This is a genomic window from Gardnerella coleohominis (assembly GCF_002896555.1).
GTDB lineage: Bacteria > Actinomycetota > Actinomycetes > Actinomycetales > Bifidobacteriaceae > Bifidobacterium > Bifidobacterium vaginale_F.
Genome location: NZ_MNLH01000007.1, coordinates 19,310 through 45,789 on the forward strand (window position 1 = coordinate 19,310; position 26,480 = coordinate 45,789).

At 42.5% G+C, this 26,480-nt stretch carries 16 protein-coding genes; 11 read left to right on the forward strand and 5 right to left on the reverse strand.

Annotated features, from left to right (window positions below; translation table 11 throughout):
• The first annotated feature begins 43 nt into the window (after positions 1-43).
• Positions 44-1,651 (forward strand): C69 family dipeptidase, encoded by a 1,608-nt coding sequence (locus BFS05_RS05820; protein WP_103085027.1) that lies wholly within the window; start codon positions 44-46, stop codon positions 1,649-1,651.
• 92 nt (positions 1,652-1,743) lie between these two features.
• A complete protein-coding gene (gene pepN / locus BFS05_RS05825; protein ID WP_103085028.1) occupies positions 1,744-4,359 on the forward strand; it encodes an aminopeptidase N in 2,616 nt (871 codons plus the stop codon).
• Between the two features lie 560 nt (positions 4,360-4,919).
• Here pepN and glmM read toward each other — a convergent pair.
• Positions 4,920-6,356: a phosphoglucosamine mutase gene (glmM, locus tag BFS05_RS05830; protein ID WP_103085029.1), complete on the reverse strand. Its 1,437-nt coding sequence runs from the start codon at positions 6,354-6,356 to the stop codon at positions 4,920-4,922.
• Positions 6,357-6,748: 392 nt separating this feature from the next.
• Here glmM and BFS05_RS05835 point away from each other — a divergent pair, with 392 nt between their 5' ends.
• The 3 genes from BFS05_RS05835 to BFS05_RS05845 all read left to right on the forward strand — a co-directional run bounded on the left by BFS05_RS05835 (position 6,749) and on the right by BFS05_RS05845 (position 12,036).
• Positions 6,749-7,402, forward strand: coding sequence for a peptide deformylase (locus BFS05_RS05835; protein ID WP_103085030.1), 654 nt, complete (start codon positions 6,749-6,751; stop codon positions 7,400-7,402).
• A 135-nt stretch (positions 7,403-7,537) separates the two neighbouring features.
• A complete protein-coding gene (locus BFS05_RS06840) occupies positions 7,538-10,048 on the forward strand; it encodes a zinc ribbon domain-containing protein (protein WP_180978617.1) in 2,511 nt (836 codons plus the stop codon).
• Positions 10,049-10,512: 464 nt separating this feature from the next.
• Positions 10,513-12,036: a formate--tetrahydrofolate ligase gene (locus BFS05_RS05845; RefSeq protein WP_103085031.1), complete on the forward strand. Its 1,524-nt coding sequence runs from the start codon at positions 10,513-10,515 to the stop codon at positions 12,034-12,036.
• Positions 12,037-12,233: 197 nt separating this feature from the next.
• On the opposite strand, the gene BFS05_RS05850 is transcribed toward BFS05_RS05845, so the two are convergent.
• A complete protein-coding gene (locus BFS05_RS05850; protein WP_103085032.1) occupies positions 12,234-13,076 on the reverse strand; it encodes an alpha/beta hydrolase in 843 nt (280 codons plus the stop codon).
• 284 nt (positions 13,077-13,360) lie between these two features.
• Between BFS05_RS05850 and rsmI the strand changes: the two genes are divergently transcribed.
• On the forward strand, positions 13,361-14,290 hold the full coding sequence (gene rsmI, locus BFS05_RS05855) for a 16S rRNA (cytidine(1402)-2'-O)-methyltransferase (protein ID WP_103085033.1): 930 nt from the start codon (positions 13,361-13,363) through the stop codon (positions 14,288-14,290).
• 167 nt (positions 14,291-14,457) lie between these two features.
• Here rsmI and BFS05_RS05860 read toward each other — a convergent pair whose 3' ends face one another.
• Positions 14,458-14,724: a variant leucine-rich repeat-containing protein gene (locus BFS05_RS05860; protein WP_103085034.1), complete on the reverse strand. Its 267-nt coding sequence runs from the start codon at positions 14,722-14,724 to the stop codon at positions 14,458-14,460.
• 51 nt (positions 14,725-14,775) lie between these two features.
• Positions 14,776-15,333, reverse strand: coding sequence for a hypothetical protein (locus BFS05_RS05865; protein WP_146026738.1), 558 nt, complete (start codon positions 15,331-15,333; stop codon positions 14,776-14,778).
• Between the two features lie 451 nt (positions 15,334-15,784).
• Between BFS05_RS05865 and metG the strand changes: the two genes are divergently transcribed.
• The gene (gene metG, locus BFS05_RS05870) at positions 15,785-17,650 is read left to right on the forward strand and encodes a methionine--tRNA ligase (RefSeq protein ID WP_180978618.1); all 1,866 of its coding nucleotides are present in this window, start codon (positions 15,785-15,787) and stop codon (positions 17,648-17,650) included.
• Positions 17,651-18,178: 528 nt separating this feature from the next.
• On the opposite strand, the gene BFS05_RS05880 is transcribed toward metG, so the two are convergent.
• On the reverse strand, positions 18,179-19,645 hold the full coding sequence (locus BFS05_RS05880) for a C1 family peptidase (RefSeq protein ID WP_103085038.1): 1,467 nt from the start codon (positions 19,643-19,645) through the stop codon (positions 18,179-18,181).
• A gap of 530 nt (positions 19,646-20,175) precedes the next feature.
• Here BFS05_RS05880 and BFS05_RS05885 point away from each other — a divergent pair.
• The 4 genes from BFS05_RS05885 to BFS05_RS05900 all read left to right on the forward strand — a co-directional run bounded on the left by BFS05_RS05885 (position 20,176) and on the right by BFS05_RS05900 (position 26,461).
• Positions 20,176-21,165: an ABC transporter permease gene (locus BFS05_RS05885; RefSeq protein WP_180978619.1), complete on the forward strand. Its 990-nt coding sequence runs from the start codon at positions 20,176-20,178 to the stop codon at positions 21,163-21,165.
• A gap of 27 nt (positions 21,166-21,192) precedes the next feature.
• Positions 21,193-22,260: an ABC transporter permease gene (locus BFS05_RS05890; RefSeq protein ID WP_103085039.1), complete on the forward strand. Its 1,068-nt coding sequence runs from the start codon at positions 21,193-21,195 to the stop codon at positions 22,258-22,260.
• A gap of 21 nt (positions 22,261-22,281) precedes the next feature.
• Positions 22,282-24,351 (forward strand): ABC transporter ATP-binding protein, encoded by a 2,070-nt coding sequence (locus BFS05_RS05895; RefSeq protein WP_258004277.1) that lies wholly within the window; start codon positions 22,282-22,284, stop codon positions 24,349-24,351.
• A 373-nt stretch (positions 24,352-24,724) separates the two neighbouring features.
• On the forward strand, positions 24,725-26,461 hold the full coding sequence (locus tag BFS05_RS05900; RefSeq protein ID WP_180978620.1) for an ABC transporter family substrate-binding protein: 1,737 nt from the start codon (positions 24,725-24,727) through the stop codon (positions 26,459-26,461).
• Positions 26,462-26,480: the final 19 nt, after the last annotated feature.

Below are 26,480 nucleotides of genomic sequence, written 5' to 3' on the forward strand. Positions count from 1 at the left end.
ATCTAAAAATAAAATATAAAATCTAAAAACAGAGGATGCAAATATGGCATGCACAACAATTCTTGTTGGTCGAAAAGCAAGTTACGACGGATCCACACTTATTGCGCGTAACGAAGACTCGGCAAATGGCGAGTTTAATCCAAAGCGTTTAGTGGTAGTAAAGCCTGAAGATCAGCCTCGCGTTTATAAGTCCGTGCTTAGCCACGTAACAGTTGAGTTGCCGGATAATCCAATGCAATACACAAGCGTGCCAAACGCAGACTTGCGCGAAGGAATTTGGGGAGAAGCTGGCGTTAACGAAGCAAACGTGGCAATGAGCGCAACTGAAACGCTTACGTCCAACGAGCGCGTGTTAGGCGCAGATCCAATGGTTGAGCTTCAAAAAGAACAAGGCAAAGTTGGGGACGCTGACTACAAGCCGGAAGTGCCGGGTGGAATTGGCGAAGAAGACTTCTTAACACTTGTTTTGCCTTATATTCGTAGCGCTCGCGAAGGCGTTGAGCGTTTGGGTGCATTGCTTGAAAAGTACGGCACTTACGAGATGAACGGCGTTGCGTTCTCTGATGTGAACGAGATTTGGTGGTTGGAAACTGTTGGCGGTCATCATTGGATTGCTAAGCGCGTTCCGGATGAAGCTTATGTTGTTATGCCAAACCAGCTTGGAATTGATGAGTTCGATTTGGAAGACGCTTTGGGAGACCAAGAAGAGCATATGTGCTCTGCTGATTTGCTTGAGTTTATTGAAGAAAATCACTTGGATTTGTCGGTGGAAAACGCTTCTCCGTTTAACCCTCGCGATGCTTTCGGTTCTCATTCGGATGCAGATCACGTTTACAACACTCCTCGCGCATGGTTTATGGAGCGTTTCTTAAATCCTTATGACGAAGTGTGGGACGGTAAGGACGCTGACCATAAGCCGGATAGCAACGATATTCCTTGGGCTCGCCAGCCTGAGCGCAAAGTCACAGTTGAGGATATTAAGTACGTTTTAAGCTCGCACTATCAGGGCACTGAGTATGATCCTTACGGCAAGCTTGGCGATGAGCATACTCGTCATCTTTTCCGCCCAATCGGCATCAATCGTCAAAGTGAGCTTGCTGTTATGCAAATCCGCCCTTACGTGCCGGAAGCAATGCGCGCAATTCAGTGGATTACTTACGGTTCTAATCCTTTCAACTCTTTGATTCCGTTCTATCCAAACGTAAATCGCACTCCAAAGTATTTGGAAGATACAACTACTCGCGTAACAAGCGAAAACTTCTATTGGGAGAATCGCATTATTGCAGCTCTTGCTGATGCAGCATTTAACGATACTGCAAACGCGATTGAGCGCTACCAGGAAGTTGTCGGTTCCCTTGGTCACGCAATGGTTAAGTCTACGGATGCTACCGTGGCAGATATTCTTGGCGTTGATTTGAGAGATTACGAGCCAGAGCGTGAAGGTGATGAGGGCGAAGATTACGATGATTTAGTTCGCAATCCTGAAGCTATTATTGCAGAGCTTCGTAACGACAAAGTGCGCGAAGCTTTGGCTGAAGCAAACGACGATATGGCAGCAAAGTTGAAGAAAGAAACCGATTCTTTGCTTGACACAGTGCTGTACATTACTAGCATGCGTATGAAGAATGGTTTTAATCGTTCCGATCACTGATTTATTTAAAGAATTTATTAGAAAATTATTAAAAGAAATAATTAGGAAAATAATTAGGAAAATAATTAGGAAAAATACGAAAGGTACAAAATATGCCAGGAGCAAATCTTACTCGCGTAGAAGCTGCGGAACGTTTTAGCGCAATTCAAATGCCAATTCACTACGATGTTGCGCTTGATTTAGGAAAAGGCGGCCGCGATTTTACTTCGCGCACAAAGATTGAGTTCGACGCTAAAGCTGGTAGTGTAAGCTTCCTCGATTTGATTGCAAACAGCGTAGAATCCGTAGTGTTAAACGGTACCGCTCTTGACGTTTCTAAAGTTTTTGCAGATAGCCGAATTGAGCTCGCAAATTTGCTTGAGCATAATACCGTAGAAGTTGTAGCGAACTGCCAGTATTCCAACACGGGCGAGGGCTTGCATAGAAGCGTTGATCCTTCTGACGGAAACGTGTATTTGTATACTCAGTTCGAAGTGCCGGATGCTCGCCGCGTTTATGCTGTGTTTGATCAGCCAGATTTGAAAGCTGTTTTTGACTTTACGGTAGACGCTCCAGAAAGCTGGATTGTTACTTCAAACATGCCAGTTAAAAGCGAAACCGCGATTGAAGGACGCAAGACAGAAGACGGCACTTTGGAAAATGGTGCTGTAGAAGGCATGAAGCGCTGGGTATTCGAGTCAACTCCAAAAATGAGCTCTTACTTAACTGCTATTTGCGCAGGACCTTACGCCGAATGGCACACGTCTTACAACAACGAAGACGGTCGCGTAGTGCCAATGGCAATGTACTGCCGTCAGGCACTTAAAGACGCATTCGCTAAAGACGTTGACTACTTGTTCGATATCACGAAGAAGGGCTTTGCTTTCTACGCTAAGACTTGGGGAGTGCCATATCCGTACGCAAAGTACGATCAGATTTACGTGCCAGAATACAACGCTGGAGCTATGGAAAACATTGGTATGGTTACGATTCGCGACCAATACGTGTTTGAATCCAAAGTTACAGACGCTTATGCTGAGCGTCGCGTTGTAACAGTTTTGCACGAGCTTGCACACATGTGGTTCGGCGACTACGTAACCATGAAGTGGTGGAATGATTTGTGGCTTAACGAATCCTTCGCAGAATTCACTTCTACTCTTGCAACTGCTGAAGCAACCGAATGGCATGACGCTTGGAGCACTTTCAATTCCGGCGAAAAAAGCTGGGCGCTTAATCAAGATCAGCTTCCAACAACGCACCCAATCGTGGCTCCAATCAACGATTTGAACGACACTTCCGTCAACTTCGACGGCATCACTTACGCAAAGGGCGCTTCCGTATTGAAGCAACTCGTAGCGTACGTTGGTCGCGAAAAGTTCTTTGAAGGAATCCACAACTATTTGAGCAAGCATGCATACAGCAACGCAACTTTGGCTGATTTGTTGCACGAATTAGAGCTTACAAGTGGACGCGATCTTAAGGCTTGGAGCGCTCAGTGGCTTGAAAAAGCTGGAATTAACACGATTTCTACCGAAGTCGAAGAAGCAGCTGACGGCACTATTGCTTCCTTGCGTTTGCGCCAGAGCGCACCAGCTGAGCATCCTGTTCTTCGCGCACACCGCTTGGCTGTTGGATTCTACAATGTAGACGAAGCGACTGGCGAAATTAAGCGCACAAAGCGAATCGAACTTGATGTTGACGGCGAAGTGACGGAAGTTGTTGAAGCGCGCGGCGAAAAAATGCCAGCGCTTATTCTTGTAAACGACGACGACTTGACTTACACGAAGCTACGTTTTGACGCAAAGTCGCTTGAGTTTGCTGCAGACAACTTGTATCGTTTCAAGGATTCTTTGACACGCTCGCTTATTTGGCTCGCATTGTGGGACATGACTCGCGACGCAGAATTCCCAGCAGAACGCTTTGTGGAACTCAGCCTTAAAGCTTTGGCGACCGAGCGCGAATCAACTACTTTCCGCTATGCTCTTGGTCAAGTAAAGGTAACTGCAAGCCACTACGTTGTTCCAGAGCGTCAAGCAGAAGTCGCAAAGCATGTAGCTCACGAACTCTGGCAGTTGGCTTTGGCAGCTTCTGCAGGTTCCGACGAGCAATTCCAGCTCGTTAAGGCTTATCTTGGATATGGCGAAGTTGGAGATGCTGAGTTCTTGCGCGTAGCTAACGGATTGCTCGACGGTTCTGTGCGCTTAGAAGGCTTGGAAATTGACAACGACTTGCGCTGGAGCATTCTTATTGCGCTCGCAGGCGTGAACGCTTTGGACGAAGCTGGAATTGACGCGGAACTCGCTAAGCGCGATACTACCGAGAATCGTGAATACGCTTACCAAGCTCGTGCGGCTCGTTCAACTGCAGAAGCTAAGGATTGGGCTTTCGAACAGGCTTTGCGCAATCTCGATTTGACTAATATGCAAATGGGTGCCGTGGTTGCCGGTTTTGCAAGCACCGCTAAGGGTGATTTGGTTAAGCCTTATGTTGAGCGCTATTTTGCTGAAGTTGAGTGGATTTGGAAGAATCGCACATTCCACATGGCTGAAGCTTTGATTGAAGGCTTGTATCCAAATTATGCTGATGTAGATGAGTTAGTTGAGCGCGGACAGCTCTGGCTTGATGAGCATAAGGATGCGGATCAAGCTTTGCGCCGCATGGTGCTCGGCAAGCTCGATTCTTCTCGCCGTACGCTTAAGGTGCAGCATTACAACGCTTCCTTGCGCTAAATTCGTGCGCTCGCTTTGACTGAGCTTGAAGCAGCATTGTGCGCTGCGGTTTAAGGTCCATGCTGATGTTGCTGAGCTGTCGGAGTTTCTCTCATCGCAAAATTTTTACATTGCTCTAAGAGAAACTTCGACAGCTCTTGGCATGTTTAGTCTTTTAATCTTCGGCTAATCACCGAGATTTTTCGATTTTTCTTCTTCGCTCAATGAATCACCACTTCGTGCTGAGGTTCATTTCGCTCTGGGCGAAAAATCTCAAATCTATGCCTAGCTGGTAGCAAAGCATACTAGACCAAGCAACACCCATCCCTCACTGGCATCCTGTTCTTGGTTTTGTTTACTTACGTACCAGATAAGTAAACAAATTCGGGGGAGTATTCCTGATTTTGTGGACTTAGAGTGCGTGTAAGTAAACAAAATCGGGGAAGTGTTCTTGATTTTGTTTACTTGAAGTCAAGTCCTATTCGCTGCGAAAAATCTTAAATCTCTGCCTAACTAGTAGCAAAGCGTACTTTGTAAATAAAATTATTTACAAAACCTAAAGGTTCACAAATCTTAAGCATTTACAGCTTCAAATTATCTATAACTACTTGTGCTAACCTAGCGCATATTTCATCTGCTTGCTTCTGCGTAGCAGCCTCGCACATAACGCGCACAAGAGGTTCTGTACCGCTAGGACGAAGAAGCACACGACCAGTATCTCCCAGCAGTTTTTCTTCTTTTTCAACAGCTTCAAGAACAGCAGCGTTAGTTTTGGAAGCCATCTTATCTACATTTGGTACGTTTACAAGAGCTTGAGGAAGCTGCGGGAAATCTGCTGCCATTTGAGAAAGCTTCTTGCCTTCACGCACAACCTCGCGGCACAAAGTCAAAGCAGTAAGTGTACCGTCGCCAGTAGTGGCAAATTCGCGATTAATCACATGACCAGACTGTTCTCCGCCGAGTGAATAGTCGTGCTTAAGCATTTCTTCAAGAACATAACGGTCGCCAACATTTGTTTGCACGGTTGCAATGCCCATATCTTTAAGCGCAAGTTTTAATCCAAGATTGCTCATAACTGTAACTACGAGAGTGTCGTGATTAAGCTTACCTTCAGCTTTCTTAGAGCGAGCAAGAATACCCATAATTTGATCGCCATTAACCATATTGCCATTCTCGTCAACAGCCAGGCAACGATCAGCATCGCCATCGAAAGCAACGCCTAAATCAGCCTTTGAAGCTTTAACCATAGCCTGCAACTGTTCAGGATGCGTTGAGCCGGCGTGATCGTTAATGTTGTAGCCATCAGGAGACGCATTAATTACGATTACTTCAGCGCCAGCTCTACGTAGAGCTTCAGGAGCAACAACAGAAGTGGCACCATTTGCGCAATCTGCCACAACGCGTAAACCAGCAAGTGGCTTTGGGCGCGTAGTAGAACCATTGCTTAAAGGAGCGACAGCTGAAACTAAATGATCAATATAAAGATTAGTAGCGGTAACGGTATCGTGGCTTATGCGACCAACTCCAGCGCCAGTAGGACGCTCCCAATCCTGACCAAGCACAGCTTCAATTTCGTCCTCTTTGCTATCTGGAAGCTTGAAACCGCCTCGCGCGAAGAATTTAATACCGTTATCTGGCATAGGGTTATGCGATGCGGAAATCACAGCACCCATTTCAACGTTTAGTACAGAAGTTAAGAATGCAACGCCAGGAGTTGGGATGATTCCTGCGTCAATAACATCAAAACCGCCAGCGCTCATACCAGCAGCAAGAGCAGAAGCTAAGAAATCGCCGGAGACGCGAGTATCTCTGCCGACTAAAGCGCGTCTACGTGCATGAACAGAAGTATCGGAAGAATTATCTTTGCAACTTACAAAAGAATCTTGAGCAACGTTGCATTCTGAAGATGTCTTTCCTAAAACTCGCACTGCAGCGTCACCCAAATCTAACGCAAGTTGTGCTGTTAAATCACGGTTTGCCAATCCACGCACGCCGTCAGTACCAAACATTCTTGGCATAATAAAGCCTCTTTCACAAAAATCGCTTCACCTTGCGCGCAAGCAAACAACATCGCATACTAGCGCGTCACACACTATCCGCAATTCTACTCACTGTTCCACATAACGCGCTAGCGCTCCGACCTGCCTTCGTCTCGATTGACGAAGGCATGGCAGAGCTGTGTGGTTGTTCATTGGGAATTTGATTGTGGTTGGTGTACGCTGACGACCTGCCGAGCTAACTAGCGATAGTTAAATAGCTCATGCATTTTTCTAGCGTCCACAATCGTGTTGGCATATGGCAAGGCGTAAATAATTTTGGTATACTTAAGAACTTAGTGTTATGTTCACGAGATGCACATAACAATGATTTTTTGAACAAGTTATTATTCTTGCAATTTTAAAGGAGTCCTATGTTTACGCATCACGCAAGTGTCGATACTAAGCTAAGCCGCGCTGTTGAGCATCTATTGGATTCCGCAACAAGTGATGGAATATTGCCTATCGTTCAAGCGGGAGAGCCTGTTTTGCGTTCTCGCGCAGTCGAGTACGATGGTCAGCTTACCAGAGTTACGTTAGATAAGCTTATTTCTCTTATGCATAGCACGATGCTTGCAGCTCCAGGAGTCGGTTTAGCTGCTCCTCAGATTGGCTTGGGTCTTGCTATCGCTGTAATTGAAGATCATGTGCGCGATGATGAAGATGATCCTCGTGATATTGCAGAACTTCCATTCCGCGCGATTATCAATCCGCACTACGAGCCTATTGGTACACAAACTCGTAGTTTCTATGAGGGTTGCTTAAGTTTTTCTGGTTATCAGGCAGTTCGTCAGCGTTGGCTTGATATTCAAGCGACTTGGCAGGATGAAGATAGTAAGCAGCATTCTATGAAGCTTCATGGTTGGCCTGCACGTATTTTCCAACATGAAACAGATCATTTGCGTGGTGAATTGTATATAGATCGTGCGGAAATTCGTTCGTTGACTACGGATGAAAATCTTGAGGATTATTGGTCGGATGAAGCTGTTCCTGTGTCCGCTTCTCGTAGTTTAGGTTTTGCGATTTAGGATTTGCCTTTATTATTTTTATAAAAAAATTGATTTTTACGGGTTGATATTGCTGTGATGGCTTAAACTTATAATCAATATTTTAGAGAATGTTTGATTGCTCTAAATGTAATGAGTTTGTTGCAAGGAGAAAAGATGAAGATTTGTAGCCGTTGTAAAGCAGAGAACAAGGACGTTGCTAATTTTTGCCGTGAATGTGGTAACAAACTTGAGGCAGCTACTGTAAACAGTTTTAGCCAGCAAAATAACCGTACTCCGAATAATCGTACGCAGAATAATAATCAACGTGTTAATAGCCAGGCTAATAATAGCCAGTCTAATGGCGGTCAGTTTAATAATGGCCAATTTAATAACGGTGGCCAATTTAATGGCGGTCAATTTAATGGCGGTCAATTTAGCAACGGCCGCACTGCTGTTCAGACTAATGGGCAGGCTGCTGTTCAGGCTAATGGACAGGCTGATGGTCAGACTAACGGTAAGAAAAAGGGCATATTTAGTGGCTGGTTTAATTCCAAAGATAAAGAGCAGGCTAATAATTCCCAGGCTAATGCTCAGGATAATGTAAGCAACAATAGCAATCAACTTCAGAATCAACCTTATCAACAAGTTAATTTCCAGGCTCAAGGTCAGCCTCAGAATCAGCCTCAGTCTAATTATCGACCTCAGACGCAGCGTCAAACTAACGCTCAGCCTCAGACGCAATCTCAATATAGGCAGCCGGCTCAATCAGTTTCTCAATATGGTCAGCCTCAGAATTATGCACAGTCTAATGGGCAGGCTCAGCAGCAAGCTAATGCTCAGCAGCATGCTCAAAACCAGCAGAATGCTCAGCCTCAGTATGCTAAGCCGCAGAATCAGGCGCAGCCTCAATATAATCAAGCTCAGAATCAGCCTCAATTTGCTCAGCGCTCAATGAATAAGCCTAATGAGCAGGTTCGTTCGCAAGGTCAGCCTCAGAATTATGCACAGGCTAATGGGCAGGCTCAGCCACAGCCGCAGACTCAGGCTCAGGCGCAGCAACAGGCTAATTCTTATCGCCAAAATCAGCAGAATGTTCAGGCTCAGGCGAGATCTCAATATCAGCAGCAGCCTCAGAATCAGGCTCAGCAGAATACTCAGCCGCAGACTCAAAATCAACCTCAGTATGGTCGTATGCAGGCTCAAAACCAGCCTCAATATACTCAGCCGCAGAATCAGGCGCAGCCTCAAAATAATTATCCGCAGTATAATAACGTTCAATTTAATAACGGCAATCGCGCTCGTGAAAATAATGCATTTGAGGAATATAAATCTCCTGTGAATAATAATTCTTCTAATGTAAGAGCAGAAAATGATTCTGCAAATACATTAAGTAAATTGGTTTCAGAAAGTGAACAATTAGAGGATTCTTCAAATAAGAGCTTTAATTTCGAGGATTCAAATACTAATAGAAGCACAGCGGATGCTGTTTATACTCCGGTTTCGAATATAAGCGCTCCAAAGCTTGCTGATATTCAATCCGAGAATAATTTTGGTACAAATTTTGAGGCATATAAGCAAAACAATGTGTTTGAGGAGCCTAAGTTTGAGGAACCTAAGGTTGAGGAACCTAAGGTTGAATTTGCTGAGGATTCTAAGTCTACGAGTGATTATGTTCCTAAGTTAGATATTAGCGAAGAACCTGAGAGTGATATCGTTGAGGAATCTAAAGTAGAACCTGCATATGAGCCTAAGTCTACGAGTGATTATGTTCCAAAGTTAGATATTACTGAGGAACCTGAGGATGATATTAAAGAGGAGCCTAAGCCTCAATTTACTGAGGAGCCTAAGTCTCAATTTATTGATGAGCCTAAGGTTGAGGAGCTTAAGCCTCAGGTTGAAGAGTTGAAGGCTGAAGAGCCTATGACTCAGGTTGAAGAGCCTAAGGTTGAATTTGATGAGGATCATCAGACTGAAGAGTCTAAAACTCAGGTTGAAGAACCTAAGCTTAAGGTTGAAGAGTTAAAAGTTGAAGAACCTAAGGTTAAGACTGAAGAGTCGCCTAAAGCTGAGGCTAAACCACAAGTAACGAATGCTCAACCACAGTCTCAGAACGTTCAGTCACAAGTACAGGCTAAACCTCAAGAAAAGCCTCAGGCGCAGCCGCAGAATCAGCTTCAGGTTCAAAATCAGCAGAATGTTCAGCCACAACAGCAGTTCTATGGCCAGCAAACAACTCAATATTACGGTCAGCAAGAACAATATTATGGCCAGCAAACTCAGTTCTATGGTCAAAATACTTATGGGCCACAGTACGGTCAGCAGGCTTATTACATACCGTATCCGTATGACCAGCAATACGGCCAGCAGTATGGTCAGCCTTATGGCCAACAATACGGCCAGCAGTATGGTCAACAACAAGCTGTTCAACCTTATGGCCAACAACCTTATGGCCAGCAGCCTTATGGTCAGCAGCCTTATGGTCAGCAGTATGGTCAACAACAATATGACCAGCCTGAATATGGTCAGCCGTACAGAGAGCCATATAGCCAGCCGAAAAATGACCAGCCATATGGTCAACCATATGAGCAACGTCCGGGTCAGCCTTATGGCCAGCCTTATACCGAGCCGTATAGTAAGCCGGAAGATAACAAGCCGTATGGCCAGCCGTTCAACAAGAAATCATAATAAGAATTGTTGTTATAAATAGTCATTTAGTTGCATGTTGCGTTTTGCTGCAGGCGGTATTTGATTGTTTAAAATTATTCTGGTTATTTTAGATTTCTAATTTCAAAAACAGGTTTCTTTGGAATAATCCTTAGAAGCCTGTTTTTTTACAAATTTAGTTTCGCGTTGATTTCGCGTTACTTCAGTGTTAGTTCTGCGCCAGTCCATCGTTACTTTTGCACAATGCCAGCGCCGGTTCACTGTTAGTTCAGCATTAATTGCGATATTTTCTAGATTTAATAAAGGCATATAACTAGATCAAATAAATACGTATAACACCAAAATGTGTTATTAAACACATCTACTATGAGCAGCCCACACATTCGTATAATATTGTTTCTGTTTTGAAATATTGATATAAGTTCTGTGATATTAACTATGAATATTTCAATGAATCAGCGTGTTTTGTTAAGAAAGTGGGGAATATGAGCATTCTTGAATCGTTTACAACTTCTTATGGTTTAGTTTCTAAGATTGACGCCTTTGGTTTTATGGATTATCTCAACCAGCATCCTGATGAAGCACGTAAACATGGCAAAGTAATTCTTGTTACGGCTGATACTCCGCTTAAGGCTTCTCGTGGCGAAGGCAAAACAACTACTACGATTGCTCTTGTAGACGCATTACGCAAGCGTGGAATTGATGCAGCTGCTGTTCTCCGTCAGCCAAGTATGGGCATTACTGCAGCTGGTTCTAAGGGCGGCGCTTCTGGTGGCGGTAAGGCTTCTCTTTCACATCCTGAATTGATTGATTGGGGATTGTGCGGAGAAATGGCTGCTATCGCAAGCGCGCAAAATCTGCTAGTTTCGTTCGCTGAAAAGGCTATTGACGAGGGAATATTAGATAAAATTTTGGTTCCACGCGTAAGCGAGGTTCCTTCTCGTTCTTTGAGAAGTATTGCGGTTGATTTTGGCAAAGGCACAGTTCCAGAGCGTGTTGTGTTAACTCCAACTTGCGAACTTATGCAAATTGTAGTGCTTTCAAGGAGCATGGAGGAGATTTCTAATCGCGTATCTTCTATGATTGCCGGTACGAAAGATGGTAATCCTGTTACTTTTGGCTCTTTTGTAGATTTGTGGCGTATTACCAATATGCTTTCAGACGCTGTAAAGCCTGTGAAGACTGAAACTGTAAACGGTTCTCCTATTTATGTTCATTGCGGCCCGTTTGCTAATGTTTCACTTGGAATCCCTAGCTTAATAAGCGTTGAAATGGCTTGTGCTGAGCATGACATTGTTATTGTTGAGGCTGGTTACGGCACTGATGCAGGTGCTCAAAAGTGGCTTGACATTGCGTCTCGCGAATATGGTGCTCAATGGCCAACTGCTGCAGTTGTTGTTACTCGTGCAAGTACTTGGCGAGATGATAAGACTTTGGCATGGCGTTATCCATTCCATGTTGAGCATCTTGAATCATTGCATATTCCTGCGTTCCCACTTATTAATTTGTGGGATGGCGAGGATGATCAGATTCCAGATTTGCTTAGTTATGCAAGTCTGCTTAAATTCCGTAAGCCTATTATCGGCAACTTGTTCAGAGATGGCGGAGATGCTTTAGTAGAGCAGCTGGATGGGTTCGTGTCTGCTATTGATAGCGAGATTCCTGCTGTAAGAAGTCTTCCTGAAAGTCGTAGAGGCAAGTCGTTGCGCAATCGCATTGATTTATTATGCGAAGAATCATATGGAGTTCCATGTGATCGCGTAATTGAAAAAGATGGTTTTGCGGATTCATTGTCCGAAGCTTTGGATTTATGCAATAAAGCTGGAGTTGTTTTTGATGATCTTGCTTTAGTTGCTGTAAAATCTCCTGCAACTATGACGGATGATGATCATAAGCTTGCAAATGAGCGTACAGTAACTTTGAAGAAAGTAGAAGTTCATGCTGGAGCTGGACTTGTGCAAGTCAATCTCACTTCTTCGCTAACTACGCCAATGCCGAAAATCGTGTGATATTAATCGTATGAAATATTAATCGTGTGATTTTCTTTTAAATATGAATAACGTCGTCAACACATATAAAGTGTGCGGGCGACGTTATTTTTTTATGAATGTTATTTATGAATTTTGTTCACAAACGTTATTTATGAACGTTATTTACAAGCGTTTTTTACAAACGTTATTTTTATAAATGCTTTTTGCTTTTTACATTATGCAAAAGTACGGCGTAGCCAATCGCAAGCAAGTCCAATCCACTGCTGTACCTCTGGCTGCACGAATTCAGGAATCACATTTCCGGAATCGTCGCGTTTAGAAGTCTCTTTAACAGCTAAAGCTAAACCGTGTGGGCCCTTCGGGAACAAGTGTGCTTCAACATTTACTCCTGCTTTAACGCAAGCATCCACGAACATAATTGAATTTTCAACTGGAACAACCTGATCTGTAACGGTTTGCCATATGAAAACAGGTGGCGTCTTGGAATCCACATGCTTTTCTAATGAAAGATCTTCAACAAGCTGCTCGCGCTTTTCTTCGCTAACATCTCCAAAAAGACGGTCGAATGTTGGCTTATGCGCGTATTTTCCAGCAGAAATAACAGGGTAAGCTAGCATAAGTGCATTTGGACGAACCTCGTCGGCTACGTATCCGTGAGCTTCTTCAATATCGTCGCTAACGCTTGTAGCCAAATTTGCAGCCACATGTCCGCCAGCTGAGAATCCGATGATAGCAATTTTCTTTGGATCCACATGCCATTCTTTTGCATTATTACGAATCATGCTAATCGCTTCAGCTGCTTCTAAAAGTTGGGTTGGATGAGTGCTTGGAACAAGCGAGTAGCGTAAAACGAATGCGTGGAATCCTTCTGCTGTAAACTTCATTGCTATTGGCTCAGATTCTCGATTTGACGTGCGTAAGAATCCTCCGCCTGGAAGTATAAGAATAGCTGGGCGAATCTGCTTTACGTCAGTATCTGTGTTATCGTCTAAAACGTATCCCGTTAGTTGCGCAATGCTATCATCTGCGCCTTTGATTTCATGTTCAATAATTTTCATAGTATCTCTTTCTTTTTCATAAAGTTACACTATTTATTTCAAGAATAATTCTAATCAAATACCTTGCTTTTTTAAGTGCGTTCTATATTAAATTCGTGTAGAGTTTTAATGAGATTTAATGAGCTTTAGGATTTTATACGATTTTTTAAGTGATTTAAGTGATTTAAGTGATTTAAGTGATTTAAGTTATTTAAGAGCTTAAAAGAGTTTAAAAGGGCTTAAAAGAGTTCAAAGGCTTAAGGGCTTAATGTCTTAAAGACTTAAAGTATTTTTAGGGAGTTTATATGAGTGGCGAGGAATCTGATATTTTGCAAAGCGATTTGAAAGATGTTAAGTGCGGGAAAGTTGTACTTGCTGCTACTCCTATTGGAAACATGGGCGATGCTTCTTCTCGTTTGGTGCATCTTTTAGAGACGGCGGATATTATCGCTGCAGAAGATACGCGTCGCTTGTATGATTTGGCGAATCGCTTGGAAGTGCGTGTTTCAGGGCGCGTTATTGCTTATCACGATCATAATGAGCGAAATAAAGCCGATGGCTTACTTGATGATGTTGAAAAAGGCGCTACCGTATTAGTTGTGTCGGACGCCGGTATGCCTACTATTAATGATCCGGGCTTAGCTATTGTGCGTAGGGCAATTGAGCGTGGATTACCTGTTACGTGTGCTCCTGGGCCTAGCGCTGTTTTAGATGCTTTGGCGCTTTCGGGTTTGCCGACAGATCGTTTTTGCTATGAGGGATTCTTGCCTAGAAAATCCAGTGAGCGTAAGCAGCATTTGCGTTCGATTCGTAACGAGCGCAGAACTATTGTATTTTATGAAGCGCCACATCGCATTGAAGAATCTATGAAAGATATATGTGAGGTTATAGGAGCTAATCGCTCTATGGCGTTATGCCGTGAGCTGACTAAGGATTATGAAGAAATCCGACGCGGAAGCGTTCGAGAAATCCTGGATGGCGTGCTACAGGATCCTCCGCGCGGCGAAATTGTGCTTGTTATTTCTGGAGTAAGTGAGGAAGAGGCTGAAAGTTCTGAAAATGTTGAAAATCTTAGTGTTAACCAGCTTGCTCAGCTTGCTATAGATTGCGCAAAATCAGAAAATATAAGGCTTAAAGATGCTATTTCGCGTGTTGTAGAAAGTAATCCTCGTATTGATGGATCTTTTGCGAATCGTAAACAAGTCTATGCCGAATGTCTTTCAATTAAAGAATAGAATCGCATATTTTTGCTGATAGTAGGGCTAGTGCTGTCGATAGTAAGGCCATTTCTGTAGATAGTAAGGTCAAGGTCATTTCTGTCGATTTCTCTAGATAGTAAAATCATTGCTTTAGATAGTAAAGCTATTGTTGCAAATGGCGACTTGCATATTATTTTGCTAACTTATTTGATATTTCTATGCATATAGTCGTAGCTTTCGAAAAGCACATTAAAACTATGCCTTACGTCTGGGCCTCCCTGTTGAGAAATGTATTCTAATAATCTTGCGTCTGCAGAAGTGTTTGCAATAATCCATTTTCGTAAATGTGGAATATTCTGCGCAATATACCACAGTACTTCTTGACTGGTTTTTGGAGAGCAAGCGATATCTTCCGTTGGCATAATAGGAGGCTTAGGTGGAGTAAGTTTTTTGCTATTTATTTCGCTCATGATTTTTCCTCTTTTCCATCTTCCTCTTTTCCATCTTTTTTCTCTTTTTTCCTATTCATACTCGTGGTTGTTTTCTTCTTCGCGCTCGCAAATATTTTCATCTATGTAAAGTTGCATTATGCTTTCCAGCCATTCGCGAGCAGCTACAGAGCTTGGAAAATGGTGATTGTCGTTTAAAATATTCGAGCAATCTTTGATATTAATCATGTAATTTTCCATAAGCGTATATATGGTTTTGTATCTAAGAGATTGCGTTATTTCCGACTCTGTTTGAGTGAGTGCTATATCGCATACTGTTCTTGTTGGAGTAGTAACTAATAAATTCCCGATTTTAACGCATTCTCCGTCAATAATTTTGCGCGTATAGACGTGTATTGGGCGCCCGTGTGGTCTTGATCTATAGTGACTTTGTGAAAGCACGTCTAAAGTTACGGGGAATGATCCACCTAGCCAAATCCATGCAGATGTGTAAAGGCATGCAATAGTATTTTTAGGCAATAGTTCCTTTATTATTTCGCTTCTTCCTGCAACTGTTTTAGATTGTTTGTTTGAAAAGCCACTTTGATTATCTAAATGTTTGAATATGCCTATTGTTCTTAATTTATTCATACACAAAGGCCCAGGTAGTGCTGAGCTATCTAGTATTGTTGGAAATCTCGTGTTTTCGGCGTTTTCTGAGTTTTCATTGTTTTTTGATTTTGAATTTATGGTCGTGATTGCTTTGAGTGCTAGTTCCTCAGCTGTTTTCGTATGTTTTTTGTGATTTCTTTGCAAAATCAAATTTTTGCTTGTGCTTTTCTTGTATATCATTTTTCTCTCAGTCTGTGTTTCTGCGTTTTTATAGAGTAAGCAGATTTATTGAGCTACGCTAGCGCATGCTAAAAAATTGTGGATATGTGGATAATTGTCGCAGATTGTATAAATTCACAAATTATATTGCTTTACTTCGCGCATTTTGGCGGTTAAATAAGATTTTAAGAACGTTATTATTTGTATTTTATTCATTGATTATTTGAATATTATTTATAAGTGTCCTCGCTGAACAAGATAATAATTGCCTATGAGTCATATTTTGGTGAATGTTGCTTGGCCATACGCTAATGGCCCTCGTCATATCGGACATGTTGCTGGATTTGGGGTACCTTCAGACGTGTACGCTCGCTATGAGCGCATGAAGGGCAATGACGTGCTTATGGTTTCTGGAACGGACGAACACGGAACTCCTATTTTAGTAGAAGCGGATAAAGAAGGTGTTAGCGCTCAGGAGCTTGCTAATCGCTACAATCGCGTAATTACTAAGGATTTGTGCGATTTAGGTTTAAGCTACGATTTGTTTACGCGCACAACTACAGGGAATCATGAGCATGTAGTTCAGGAAATGTTCCGTCAATGCTTAAAGAACGGTTATATTTACAAGGGTACTCAGAAGGTTGCGATTTCTCCTTCTACGGGTCGTACTCTTCCAGATCGTTACATTGAGGGCACGTGCCCACTTTGTGGAGCAGATGGTGCGCGCGGTGATCAGTGTGATGCTTGCGGTAATGAGCTTGATCCAGATGAGCTTATTAATCCTGTTTCGAAAATTAATGGTGAGACTCCGCGATTTGAAGAAACAGAGCATTACTTCCTTGATTTGCCTGCTTTAGCTGATGCTAATTTAAGCTGGCTTAATTCAAGGGATGGTTGGCGTACAAATGTTATTAATTTCTCAATCGGATTGTTTAAAGAAGTTAAGCCTCGAGCTATCACTCGTGATATTGACTGGGGTATTCCTGTTCCTGTAGAAGGATGGATTGATAATCCGAATAAGCGCCTGTATGTGTGGTTCGACGCTGTTATTGGATACTTGTCTGCGTCTATTGAATGGGCTCGCCGTCAAGGTAAGCCGGATGCATGGCGCGATTGGTGGTGTGATCCTAAGGCTCCTGGATATTACTTCATGGGCAAAGATAACATTACTTTCCATTCTCAGATTTGGCCTTCAGAAATGCTTGCATATAATGGTGCTGGTTCTAAGGGTGGCGAATCTGGAGTTTATGGCCCGTTGAATATGCCTGAGCAAGTTGTTGCTTCTGAGTTTATGACTATGGAAGGCAAGAAGTTCAGCTCTTCGCGCGGAATTGTGATTTACGTGAAAGATATTTTGGCGCGTTATCCTGTGGATGCTGTGCGATACTACATTTCTATTGCTGGTCCGGAAAATTCCGATGCTGATTTTACTTGGGCTGAGTTTGCTCGTCATAATAACGAGGAACTTGCTGCAAGTTGGGGAAATCTTGTAAATCGAGTAGCAAATCTTATTAATAAGAATTTTGGAGCAATTCCTCCTCTTGATGAAGATTCTATGACGGATATGGATCGCGCTTTACTTGATCAAACTTCTAACGCTTTTGAAATTGTTGGTGGCTTGATTGAGCGTCATCGTCAGAAGAATGCTTTGACTGAGGCTATGCATGTTGTTGCAGATATTAACAAGTATATTTCTGCAACTGAGCCTTGGAAGATTAAGGATGATGAAGCTCGACTTGGTACTGTTTTGCATGTTGCTGCTCAAGCTGTATCTGATGCTAATCATTTGTTGGCGCCATTCTTGCCTCATTCTGCTCAAAAAGTGTGGGAAGCGCTTGGCGGAACCGGCATATTTTCTCCATTGCCTCGTATTGAGGAAGTAGAGGATTTGGATAAGCCTGGATTTAAGTATCCGATTATTACTGGCGATTACCGTTTGGGCGAAACTGTGCACCCATGGGAAAGCGAAGAGTTGGTAGTTGGTACTCCTGTGCCAAAGCCAACGCCTATTTTTGCTAAGATTCCTAAAGAAGCGGTTGACGAGGAGCTTGAGCGTTTTGAATCTGCTTTGGCTGAGCGTCAGCGTGCTGAGGCGAATAGACTCGCAGAGGCTCGTAAAATTTTAGAGAATAAGTGATTTTTGATTAAATATTTAATTAAAAGTGATGCAGATAACAAAAGTTAAATATTTAATCAGGATTTTTTAGATTTTTTTAAGGAAATTTTTAGCTTAAACTATCGTTTTTTGATGAAGGATGGTGTATTATGGAGTTTGTTAGCGGTTATCCGCTAGCGAGATTCGCTATTCGAATCCCATAACTGAAACCTTCTTCTCTCTTTCTCTCTGCCCAGGCGGGTTTTTCTCTCCCGCCTGGCTTCTTTTTTATCGCCTGCAAATCAAATCGACATATAGTTTTTGCAGTTTTATGAATTAATATTTTTTTGGGGATAACCCGGAATAACACTATTTTTTGGCCTATAGCCCATATCTGATAGCCCATATCTGATAGCCCGTATCTGATAGCCCGTATCTGATAGCCCGTATCTGATGGTCCATATCCTATAGCCCATATTTAAAAATAAAAGCGCAGACTGCTGTGCTGCAATCTGCGCTATTTATTCAAACTCTAAAGCATACCGTGCTTATGCTTAATAAGCTTTTAAGTTAACGGCAACGCTTCGAAAGTGGCTCCCATGGTTCGAGCATTACTGGCTCCTGGCCTAAGACAGCTAATGTTGCTTCATCGAGATACTTCTTATTGATGATTATTTCAGTAACATAGCGGTCGAACCATTCAGCGGAGCCGACATAGTATCCGTCTTCTCCGTTATCCTTGCCCCAGCTATTCTCAATCTTCCAGCGATCTGCCTCGCCCTTTTCATTGAGGTTTACGCCTGTGAATGTCATTGCATGGTTGCCTGGGCAATCCATGTATTCCAAGCCTTTAGCTTTGTCGAATGTGAATTTCACATCAAACAGTTCATCTACGCGCACAACTGCAGGATCAAAGAATCCTTCTTGTCTGAGTGAGAACTGAGTGCAATCGCATGCGAACCAAATTGGATGTCCGTCCTTCAACTGATCAACAGCTGCTTTTCGGAATACTTCAATTGGGACGTTAAGGAATTCGAGTTCCTCAGTTTCAGCCACGTTTGTGCTGTACCTTAACTGATAGAGCTTGTTGAATGGAGTGCGTTCCATAGGAGAGTTGCATATTGTTACGAAGTCGTTCACGTCAATTGGCACATACTTCTTTGCAAATTCTAGTGGAGTAATACCATATTCGCGAATAATTGGACGCTCGTCTTTGCCAGTCTTTGGCTTTTCTTCTTTCTTGTCGTCCTTTTCGGCTTCGTCTTTCTTAGCTTCTTCGCCAGCTTTTTCGCTGTCCTTCTTTTCGTCCTTCTTATCTTCGTCCTCGTCTTTGGTGCGTGCGAAGAAATCGAATTTTGCTGGTGGTTCACCTAAAGCAATAGAAGTCATGCGGTAAATAGTTTCCAAGTCGCGGACTTTCATTTCGCGCAATTCTTCCAAAGAAGTACCGTTCTTATGGGCTTCGCGCATTTCTGCAGCGAATTCGCGCAACTTGGTATTTATGTATTGTACAAATGCATCTGAGTCAATGGCATTCTGAGAATCTGGGTATGCGCTCTTTGGTACGAGTCCGTACTTGTTTACCAAGTTAACGAACATTTGCCACCAGCCGCCATCGTCGATTGGGCCATAGTTAATGCATTCGAAAACTCGGCTATTAACATCTTCGTCAAGTGTTGCAAGCACGTTTTCCAAATATGCGTTTGCTTTTTCAATCTTGTCCCAGAAGAACAGGTAGCTTTCAGAAAACTCGAAGTCTTCTAAATCCCACTTGTGCATTAATTCATAGCGCAAAGTGTTAAGAGAAGCGAACATCCAGCAACGTCCAGAGTGCTGCTGATTTGTTATTGTTCCTTGTTTTAATTCGATTGAGAAGTCGCGTGGAAGTTCTCGTTGGCCTTGGTAGCTTGTTGCTGCTTTAAGCACGCCGTTTGCTACAGAGGCGTTCGCGGCCAATCGGTTTGCGCGCTGTTCGTTGAAATGTTTGGAATATTCTTGCACGTGATCCATGGTCACTGCTTTGACATTCTCTGCCATATAACTCCTTAAATAATCTAGCATTGGCTAATAAAAGCTATTCTATAGGTCACATTGTTCAAGACTTATCCTGTTGTGTTTCGTAATTGTGACATATTGTTTACAAACCTAAGGAATTTTTGAATAATTATCGTTATGCCGATAAATATTCTGTTTTTTGATGTAAAAATAGAATATATTTTATTTTATTGCTGTTTGTTGCACGGCTAACAAAAAAGATTTTTAAGTGTAAAAAATACATTAGCGCATAACAGTATTTATCTGCAAAAGCCTTAAAAACTTTGATATTCTGCGATTAATAGCATGCTTGAGGTTTACGGGTTATATGAGATTTTACTAAACATGAGTATATTTTCCTTATTTTCTGTTGTACATAGGTTAGCTGAAAATATACTAATTACAGTCCCGAGTTATATATGAGGGTCACTTGACTGTGTCTTTTTTCGGGAAATTAGACGTTAAAGGCATACAAACTTCCGCGGTTTGTGATTGTCTGTGTTTGGATATGCTAGGCGGAGAAAAGAGTTATAATGATTCGATACATTATTAAGCGGTGCTTGAATTATGTTGTGATGCTGTTCGTAGCAGTGTCTATGACATATTTCTTGGCGAGCGCATTTATGGATCCGCGTTCTAACCATGCTCAGATTTCGCCTGGAAAAGCGACTCCTGGTTATTCAATTGAACTTTCGTTAGATGCTGCGAATATCAACGATCGTACGCCAGTCATAATTCGCTATTTTAGATGGCTCGGTGGCATTTTCACCAGATGGGATTGGGGATTAAGTCCAGATGGTGGTCATGTCGGAAAAGAAATTGCTTATAGAATTGGTGCTTCTGTGGAGCTTGTTACTGGAGCTACCATATTAGGCATTGTTATTGGTGTGAGCCTTGGTATTTATACAGCTATTCGTCAATACAAGTGGCAGGATCGTGTTCTGAATGCAATTTCCACATTCCTACTTGTTGTTCCTACTGCTGTAATGATTTTGGCTATTGTTAATTTGGCTATTTTTATTAACGATTCAGCAGAATATCGCGTTTTCTACGTCACTGGTTTAAGCTCGTATCAAGGCAATAACATATTTGAGTATTTGGCTGATTTCTTGCAGCATTTGATTTTGCCAACTATTTCTATGACTATTTCTGGCATGGTTGGTTATCATTTGACTCAGCGAACCTATTTGCTTGATACAATGAATGCCGATTATGTGCGTACTGCTCGCGCTAAAGGCTTGCCGTTGAATATTGCTATTCGCCGCCATGCTTTGCGTACTTCTTTAATTCCTACTGCTGTTGACGTTGCATTCTCTATTGCAGGTATCTTTACTGGTGCTGTTATGACAGAGAAAATGTATGCTATTCACGGTTTGGGTGAGTACTTCCTTAATACTCTTGCTCAAAATGACATCAATGGTGCTACTGCAGTTGCTGCATTTGGTGCTGTATGTACATTATCTGGTGCTTTGCTTGCAGATATCTTCTCTGCTTGGTTAGATCCACGTATTCGTTTGAGTTGATTGCGTTAGAGTGTAGGTGATATTAGCATGACAAGTAATAAATCTTCTGATTCCAAAAAGATTGATTTGAAGAATACTGAATCTAAAAAAGATGAGGAATTAAAGAAAGACGAATCTGTGAAAACTGCATCGTCTAAGAATGCTGCAGCAGAAAAGAAGATTTCTAAATCTAAGCAGAATTCAAATGAATCCGCCAAATCTGAAGGAACTTCATCGTGGGCTAACTTTAAGCGTACGGGAAGGCTTAGGCTTTATACTCGCAGATTCTTCCGCCGTCCGTCTGCAGTTTTTGGCTTAGTTATTTTAGTAATTTTGGTGTTCTTTGCTCTGTTTGGATCTTTATTCACTAAGTATTCATATACTGATACGAGCATGTCAGCTTTGCGTGAGCCGCCTTCTGCAGATCATTGGCTTGGTACTACCAAGGAAGGCTCCGATATGTATGCAATGCTTATCCGAGGCTTAGGTAGATCTTTGGCTATAGGCATTATTAGCTCTATATGCATCACTATCATTGCTGCTATTGTTGGTACGGCAATTGCATACTTTGAGGGTTGGTTTGAGCATGTCGGTATGTGGTTCCTCGATATGCTTTTGATTGTTCCTTCATTCTTGCTTATTTCTTTGCTTATTGGCAATGCAAGTGGTGGAAGCGATTGGCTGTGGCTTACTTTTGGCCTGTCAGTTTTCGGTTGGATTGGTTATGCGCGTACCATTCGAACTTTAACTTTAAGCTTGCGTGAACGTGAATATGTGCGTGCTGCAAAGTTCGAAGGCGTGAATTCATTCTTTATCATCATTCGACACTTAGTTCCAAATCTTGGTTCTGTTTTGATTATTAATTTGGTTCTTGGCGTTATTGGTGCAATTAATGGCGAAACTGCTTTAAGCTTCTTGGGCATCGGTATTAAGAGCCCAGATACTTCTCTCGGTGTGTTGCTTAGCACTGGTCAGGATCAGCTTTATACAGCTCCATGGCTTATTTTGCCTCCTGCAGTTGTTCTTGTTTTGCTCACATTCTCTATGCAGCTTATTGGTGATGGTTTGCGTGATGCTATCGATCCGTATTCCAAGTCAGTTGGTAAAGCCGAGTAAGGCTTATTTAGAGGTGTAAAAATGACCGATATGGTGAATGACGTGAATAAGGAAAATACCACTATGGAAGATCAGAACACTGAGGCTAAGCTTAGCGACCAGAAGACTGAAAAGGCTTCTGAGAAAGTTGCTGATAAGGCTAAAAAGTCAGACAAAAAGCATGAAGATTCTAAAAAATCTTGTGGCTTTAGTTTAAAGAATCTTTGGCCTCTTAAAAAGAATAAGAAAGTTGCAAAGAGCGACGATAAGTTCAGTGGTAAGTGGCCTGATGATAAGCCATTGATTTCTGTTCGCAATTTGCAAGTGAACTTTGCTTCTGAAGCTGGTACAGTTCATGCAGTAAGAGATATGAACTTTGATTTGTATCCTGGCAAGACTTTAGGTATTGTTGGTGAATCTGGTTCTGGTAAGTCTGTTACTTCCTTAGCTGTTATGGGTTTGCTTGACAAGAATGCTTCTGTTAAGGGTTCTATAACTTATAGAGGTGAAGAACTTTTAACTAAGACTGATCTTGAGATGAGTGCTCTGCGCGGCAAGAATATTGCTATGGTATTCCAGGATCCTCTTTCTGCTTTGACTCCTGTTTTCTCTATTGGCGATCAGCTTAAAGAGGCATTAGTTATTCATAATCCTGATATGACTGATGAGCAGATTCGTAGTCGCTCTATTGAGTTGCTCACTTTGGTTGGTATTTCTAATCCAGTAGCACGTTTGAAGGCGTTCCCTCACGAGTTTTCTGGTGGTATGCGTCAGCGCGTTATGATTGCTATGGCAATTGCTAATAATCCAGATGTTATTATCGCTGATGAGCCAACTACAGCTTTGGATGTTACAATTCAGGCTCAGGTGTTGGAAGTTTTGAAGAAAGCTCAGGCTGCTACCGGCGCAGCAATGATTTTCATCACACACGATTTAGGCGTTATAGCTGGTGTAGCTGATGAAGTTATTGTTATGTATTCAGGTCATTTGGTTGAGCATAATACTGTTGAAGAAATCTTTGAACACCCAACTCAGCCATATACGATTGGCTTGCTTGGAGCTATTCCTAGAGTCGATCAAAAGCGTACTCGTCGTTTGACGCCAATTTCTAAGCCTACTATGGATATGCTTATAGAATCTGAAAAGTCTGGCGATACCAGTTCTATTCTTGGCGCTGAAGCTCAATCTGAAACTGTTCGTGCAATGCTTCGTGCGGAGAGCGAACGTGATATTAAGCCTATTTTCGAGGGTATTCCTCGCGAGCAGCGCAAGGTTGTTTTGGATGTTAAACATCTTGTGAAAACATTCCCAATTACTGGTGGCGGTTTCTTGCGTCGCAAGGTTGGTGTTGTTCGCGCAGTAGATGATGTAAGTTTTGAAGTGCGCGAAGGCGAAACCTTGGCCTTGGTGGGCGAATCTGGTTCTGGTAAGTCTACTACTTTGATGGAAATCATGAATTTGAAGAAGCCGGAGTCTGGTTCGATTACTGTTTTTGGAACTGAGCTTAATGATAATTTGACTAGCTTAAAGCGTCGTCAGCTTCGTTCTGATATTCAATATGTGTTCCAGGATCCAATGAGCTCGCTCAATCCTCGTATGTTGGTTTACGATATTTTGGCTGAGCCTTTGTTGGTACAGCATAAGTCCAAGATTGAAATTCGCGATCGTATTGCAGAGCTTATGCAATTGGTTGAGTTGAATCCAGACCAGGTTGATCGATTCCCAACGCAGTTCTCTGGCGGTCAGCGTCAGCGTATTGCTATCGCTCGTGCATTGGCTGTAAATCCTAAACTTTTGCTTCTCGATGAGCCTGTATCTGCTTTGGATGTTTCTATTCAGGCTGGCATTATTAATTTGCTTGAGGATTTGCAGGATAAGCTTGGCGTAGCGTACTTATTCGTTGCACATAATATGGCTGTAGTTCGTCACATTTCTAGTCGAATTGCTGTTATGTATCGTGGTCGTATTGTGGAATATGGCGAAACTGATGAAGTTTTCGATAATCCTCAACATCCTTATACTAAGGCTCTGATTAGTGCTGTTCCTATTCCAGATCCTAAGATTGAGAAGCATCGTAAGCGTATTATTCTTTCTGAAGACGATACATTCTGATACTAGAGTGATTTTCAGTTAGAACACTTTATTTGGGCGTGTACTTGTATGAGTGCACGCCTTTTTATTTTGTGTTTGTGTTTTCTGTTTCTGTTTTTGTTTTTCGCGAATATAAATCGATATGTTGTATTTTTTTGTAAACATTAGATAAACGAATGAAAAGTAAAATATTTTGTTTTTTAGTAAAAATTAACTAAAAAATTTTTAGTTTTTGATTTTATACGTATGAATTAACATTTCGTTAACTAAAAATTCAATTAACAAATGTTCATAATGTGGATGTTGGTAGTAATCGTAATCAAAATGTCATATGACAAGATATACTCTAACAACATACCGGAAATAGGACATCATCCGGGGAATGAGAGGAATCATGAAAAAAACAAATGCAGGTAAACTGACTGTATTTGCAGCAGCTGCTCTTTCATTAGCAATGCTGCTCGGCGCATGTGGCGGAAAGAATACTTCCGCAGGTGACGTCTCTAAGGCTGAACCAGCTGCAGGTGTTGAATCTACCTACACTGGTACTTTACCAATGCCAGAGATTGACAAGCGCTACGATAATCCACAGCCACGTGAAAACATTAAAGATGGCGGCACTTACACGTTTGCACTCTCTAACATCGGTCCAAACTGGAACTACGCTTCCAACGATGGTAACACTGCTTACATGAATACTTTGTGGGGATTCTACCAGCCATCACTTTCTTATTACGACACTGTTAAGGGTGAAAAGGTTAAGTATAACCCTGATTACATCACTTCTGTTAAGAAGGTAAGCGACAAGCCTCTCGTAGTTCAGTACGATTTGAATCCAAAGGCTAAGTGGAATGATGGCACTGACATCGATTACACTGCTTTCAAGGCTACATGGCAGGCTATGAACGGAAAGAACGAAGCATATTCTGTTCCAAGCACCGAAGGCTACGATTGCATTAAGAGCGTTGAAAAGGGTTCCAGCCCTAAGCAAGTTATTGTGACTTATGAGAAGCCATGCGCAACTTGGGAATTGCTCTTTGCTCCACTGGTTCATCCAAAGGCTACTGATCCTAAGACATTCAACCAGGGTTGGGTTGACAATCCTCACAATGAATGGGGTGCAGGTCCATTCATGGTTAAGTCTGTAACTCAAGATCAGGTTGTTTTCGTGCGTAATCCAAAGTGGTGGGGCAAGAAGGCAAAGCTTGATAAGGTTGTTGTAAAGCGCATGGAAGATGTTGCTGCTTTGAACGCATTCAAGAATGGTGAGATTGATTCTCTCGATTCTGTCGGTTCAAGCGATAACATCATCGCTGTTCGCAAGGTAGAAAATGCCCAGCTTCGCTACGGTTACAGCACCAAGATTCGCGTTTTGAACTTCAACTCTAAGGTTGGAGCACTTAAGGATAAGGCTGTACGTAAGGCTGTTGTTCAGGCCTTCGACGTTAATAGCTACAACAAGATTCAGTTCTTGGGTATGAACTGGAAGAGCGAACAGCCAGGTTCTGAGCTTGTTTCCATGTTCCAGGCTGGTTACAAGAACAATCTCCCAGCTGAATCTAAGTACAACGTTGCTAACGCAAAGAAGACTCTTGAAGCTGCTGGCTACAAGATGGGCAAGGGTGGCTACTACGAGAAGGACGGAAAGACTCTTCAGATTTCCTTCACCTTCTTCGGCGATGACTCTACTCAGGCTTCTCTTGCTAAGGCATTCCAGTCCATGATGAAGGAAGCTGGCATCAAGTGCGAAACCGTTAACAAGCCTGCCGCTAAGTTTGCAAAGACTGTAACTAACCACGACTTCCAGGTGCTTCCAATGGCATGGGTTTCCCCATCTCCATTAAGCTTCTTGGCCGCTGGTTCCCAGCTTTACAACTCCACTTCTGATTCCAACTTCGCTGGTACTGGTAACAAGGAAATCGATGCAGTCTTCGCTAAGGTTGGTAAGACCTACGATTACAACGAGCAGATTTCTTTGTCCAACAAGGCTGAGGCTATGGCCTTCGCTGAATACGGCACCATCCCAGTTTCCGCTCCTCCAACCTACCAGGCTTACAAGAAGGGCTTTGCTAACGCCGGTCCTTCTGGTTATGCTAGCGTTCTTGTTGAGGACATGGGTTGGCAGAAGTAAGTAAATTTGTAGCAATAAA

Coding starts and splice junctions, on each gene's coding strand:
- BFS05_RS05820 (WP_103085027.1), top strand. CDS start 44: ATGGCATGCACAACAATTCTTGTTGGTCGAAAAGCAAGTTACGACGGA.
- BFS05_RS06840 (WP_180978617.1), top strand. CDS start 7,538: ATGAAGATTTGTAGCCGTTGTAAAGCAGAGAACAAGGACGTTGCTAAT.
- rsmI (WP_103085033.1), top strand. CDS start 13,361: ATGAGTGGCGAGGAATCTGATATTTTGCAAAGCGATTTGAAAGATGTT.
- BFS05_RS05835 (WP_103085030.1), top strand. CDS start 6,749: ATGTTTACGCATCACGCAAGTGTCGATACTAAGCTAAGCCGCGCTGTT.
- BFS05_RS05880 (WP_103085038.1), bottom strand. CDS start 19,645: ATGGCAGAGAATGTCAAAGCAGTGACCATGGATCACGTGCAAGAATAT.
- BFS05_RS05890 (WP_103085039.1), top strand. CDS start 21,193: ATGACAAGTAATAAATCTTCTGATTCCAAAAAGATTGATTTGAAGAAT.
- BFS05_RS05860 (WP_103085034.1), bottom strand. CDS start 14,724: ATGAGCGAAATAAATAGCAAAAAACTTACTCCACCTAAGCCTCCTATT.
- BFS05_RS05845 (WP_103085031.1), top strand. CDS start 10,513: ATGAGCATTCTTGAATCGTTTACAACTTCTTATGGTTTAGTTTCTAAG.
- BFS05_RS05865 (WP_146026738.1), bottom strand. CDS start 15,333: ATGAATAAATTAAGAACAATAGGCATATTCAAACATTTAGATAATCAA.
- pepN (WP_103085028.1), top strand. CDS start 1,744: ATGCCAGGAGCAAATCTTACTCGCGTAGAAGCTGCGGAACGTTTTAGC.
- BFS05_RS05900 (WP_180978620.1), top strand. CDS start 24,725: ATGAAAAAAACAAATGCAGGTAAACTGACTGTATTTGCAGCAGCTGCT.
- glmM (WP_103085029.1), bottom strand. CDS start 6,356: ATGCCAAGAATGTTTGGTACTGACGGCGTGCGTGGATTGGCAAACCGT.
- BFS05_RS05850 (WP_103085032.1), bottom strand. CDS start 13,076: ATGAAAATTATTGAACATGAAATCAAAGGCGCAGATGATAGCATTGCG.
- metG (WP_180978618.1), top strand. CDS start 15,785: ATGAGTCATATTTTGGTGAATGTTGCTTGGCCATACGCTAATGGCCCT.
- BFS05_RS05885 (WP_180978619.1), top strand. CDS start 20,176: ATGATTCGATACATTATTAAGCGGTGCTTGAATTATGTTGTGATGCTG.
- BFS05_RS05895 (WP_258004277.1), top strand. CDS start 22,282: ATGACCGATATGGTGAATGACGTGAATAAGGAAAATACCACTATGGAA.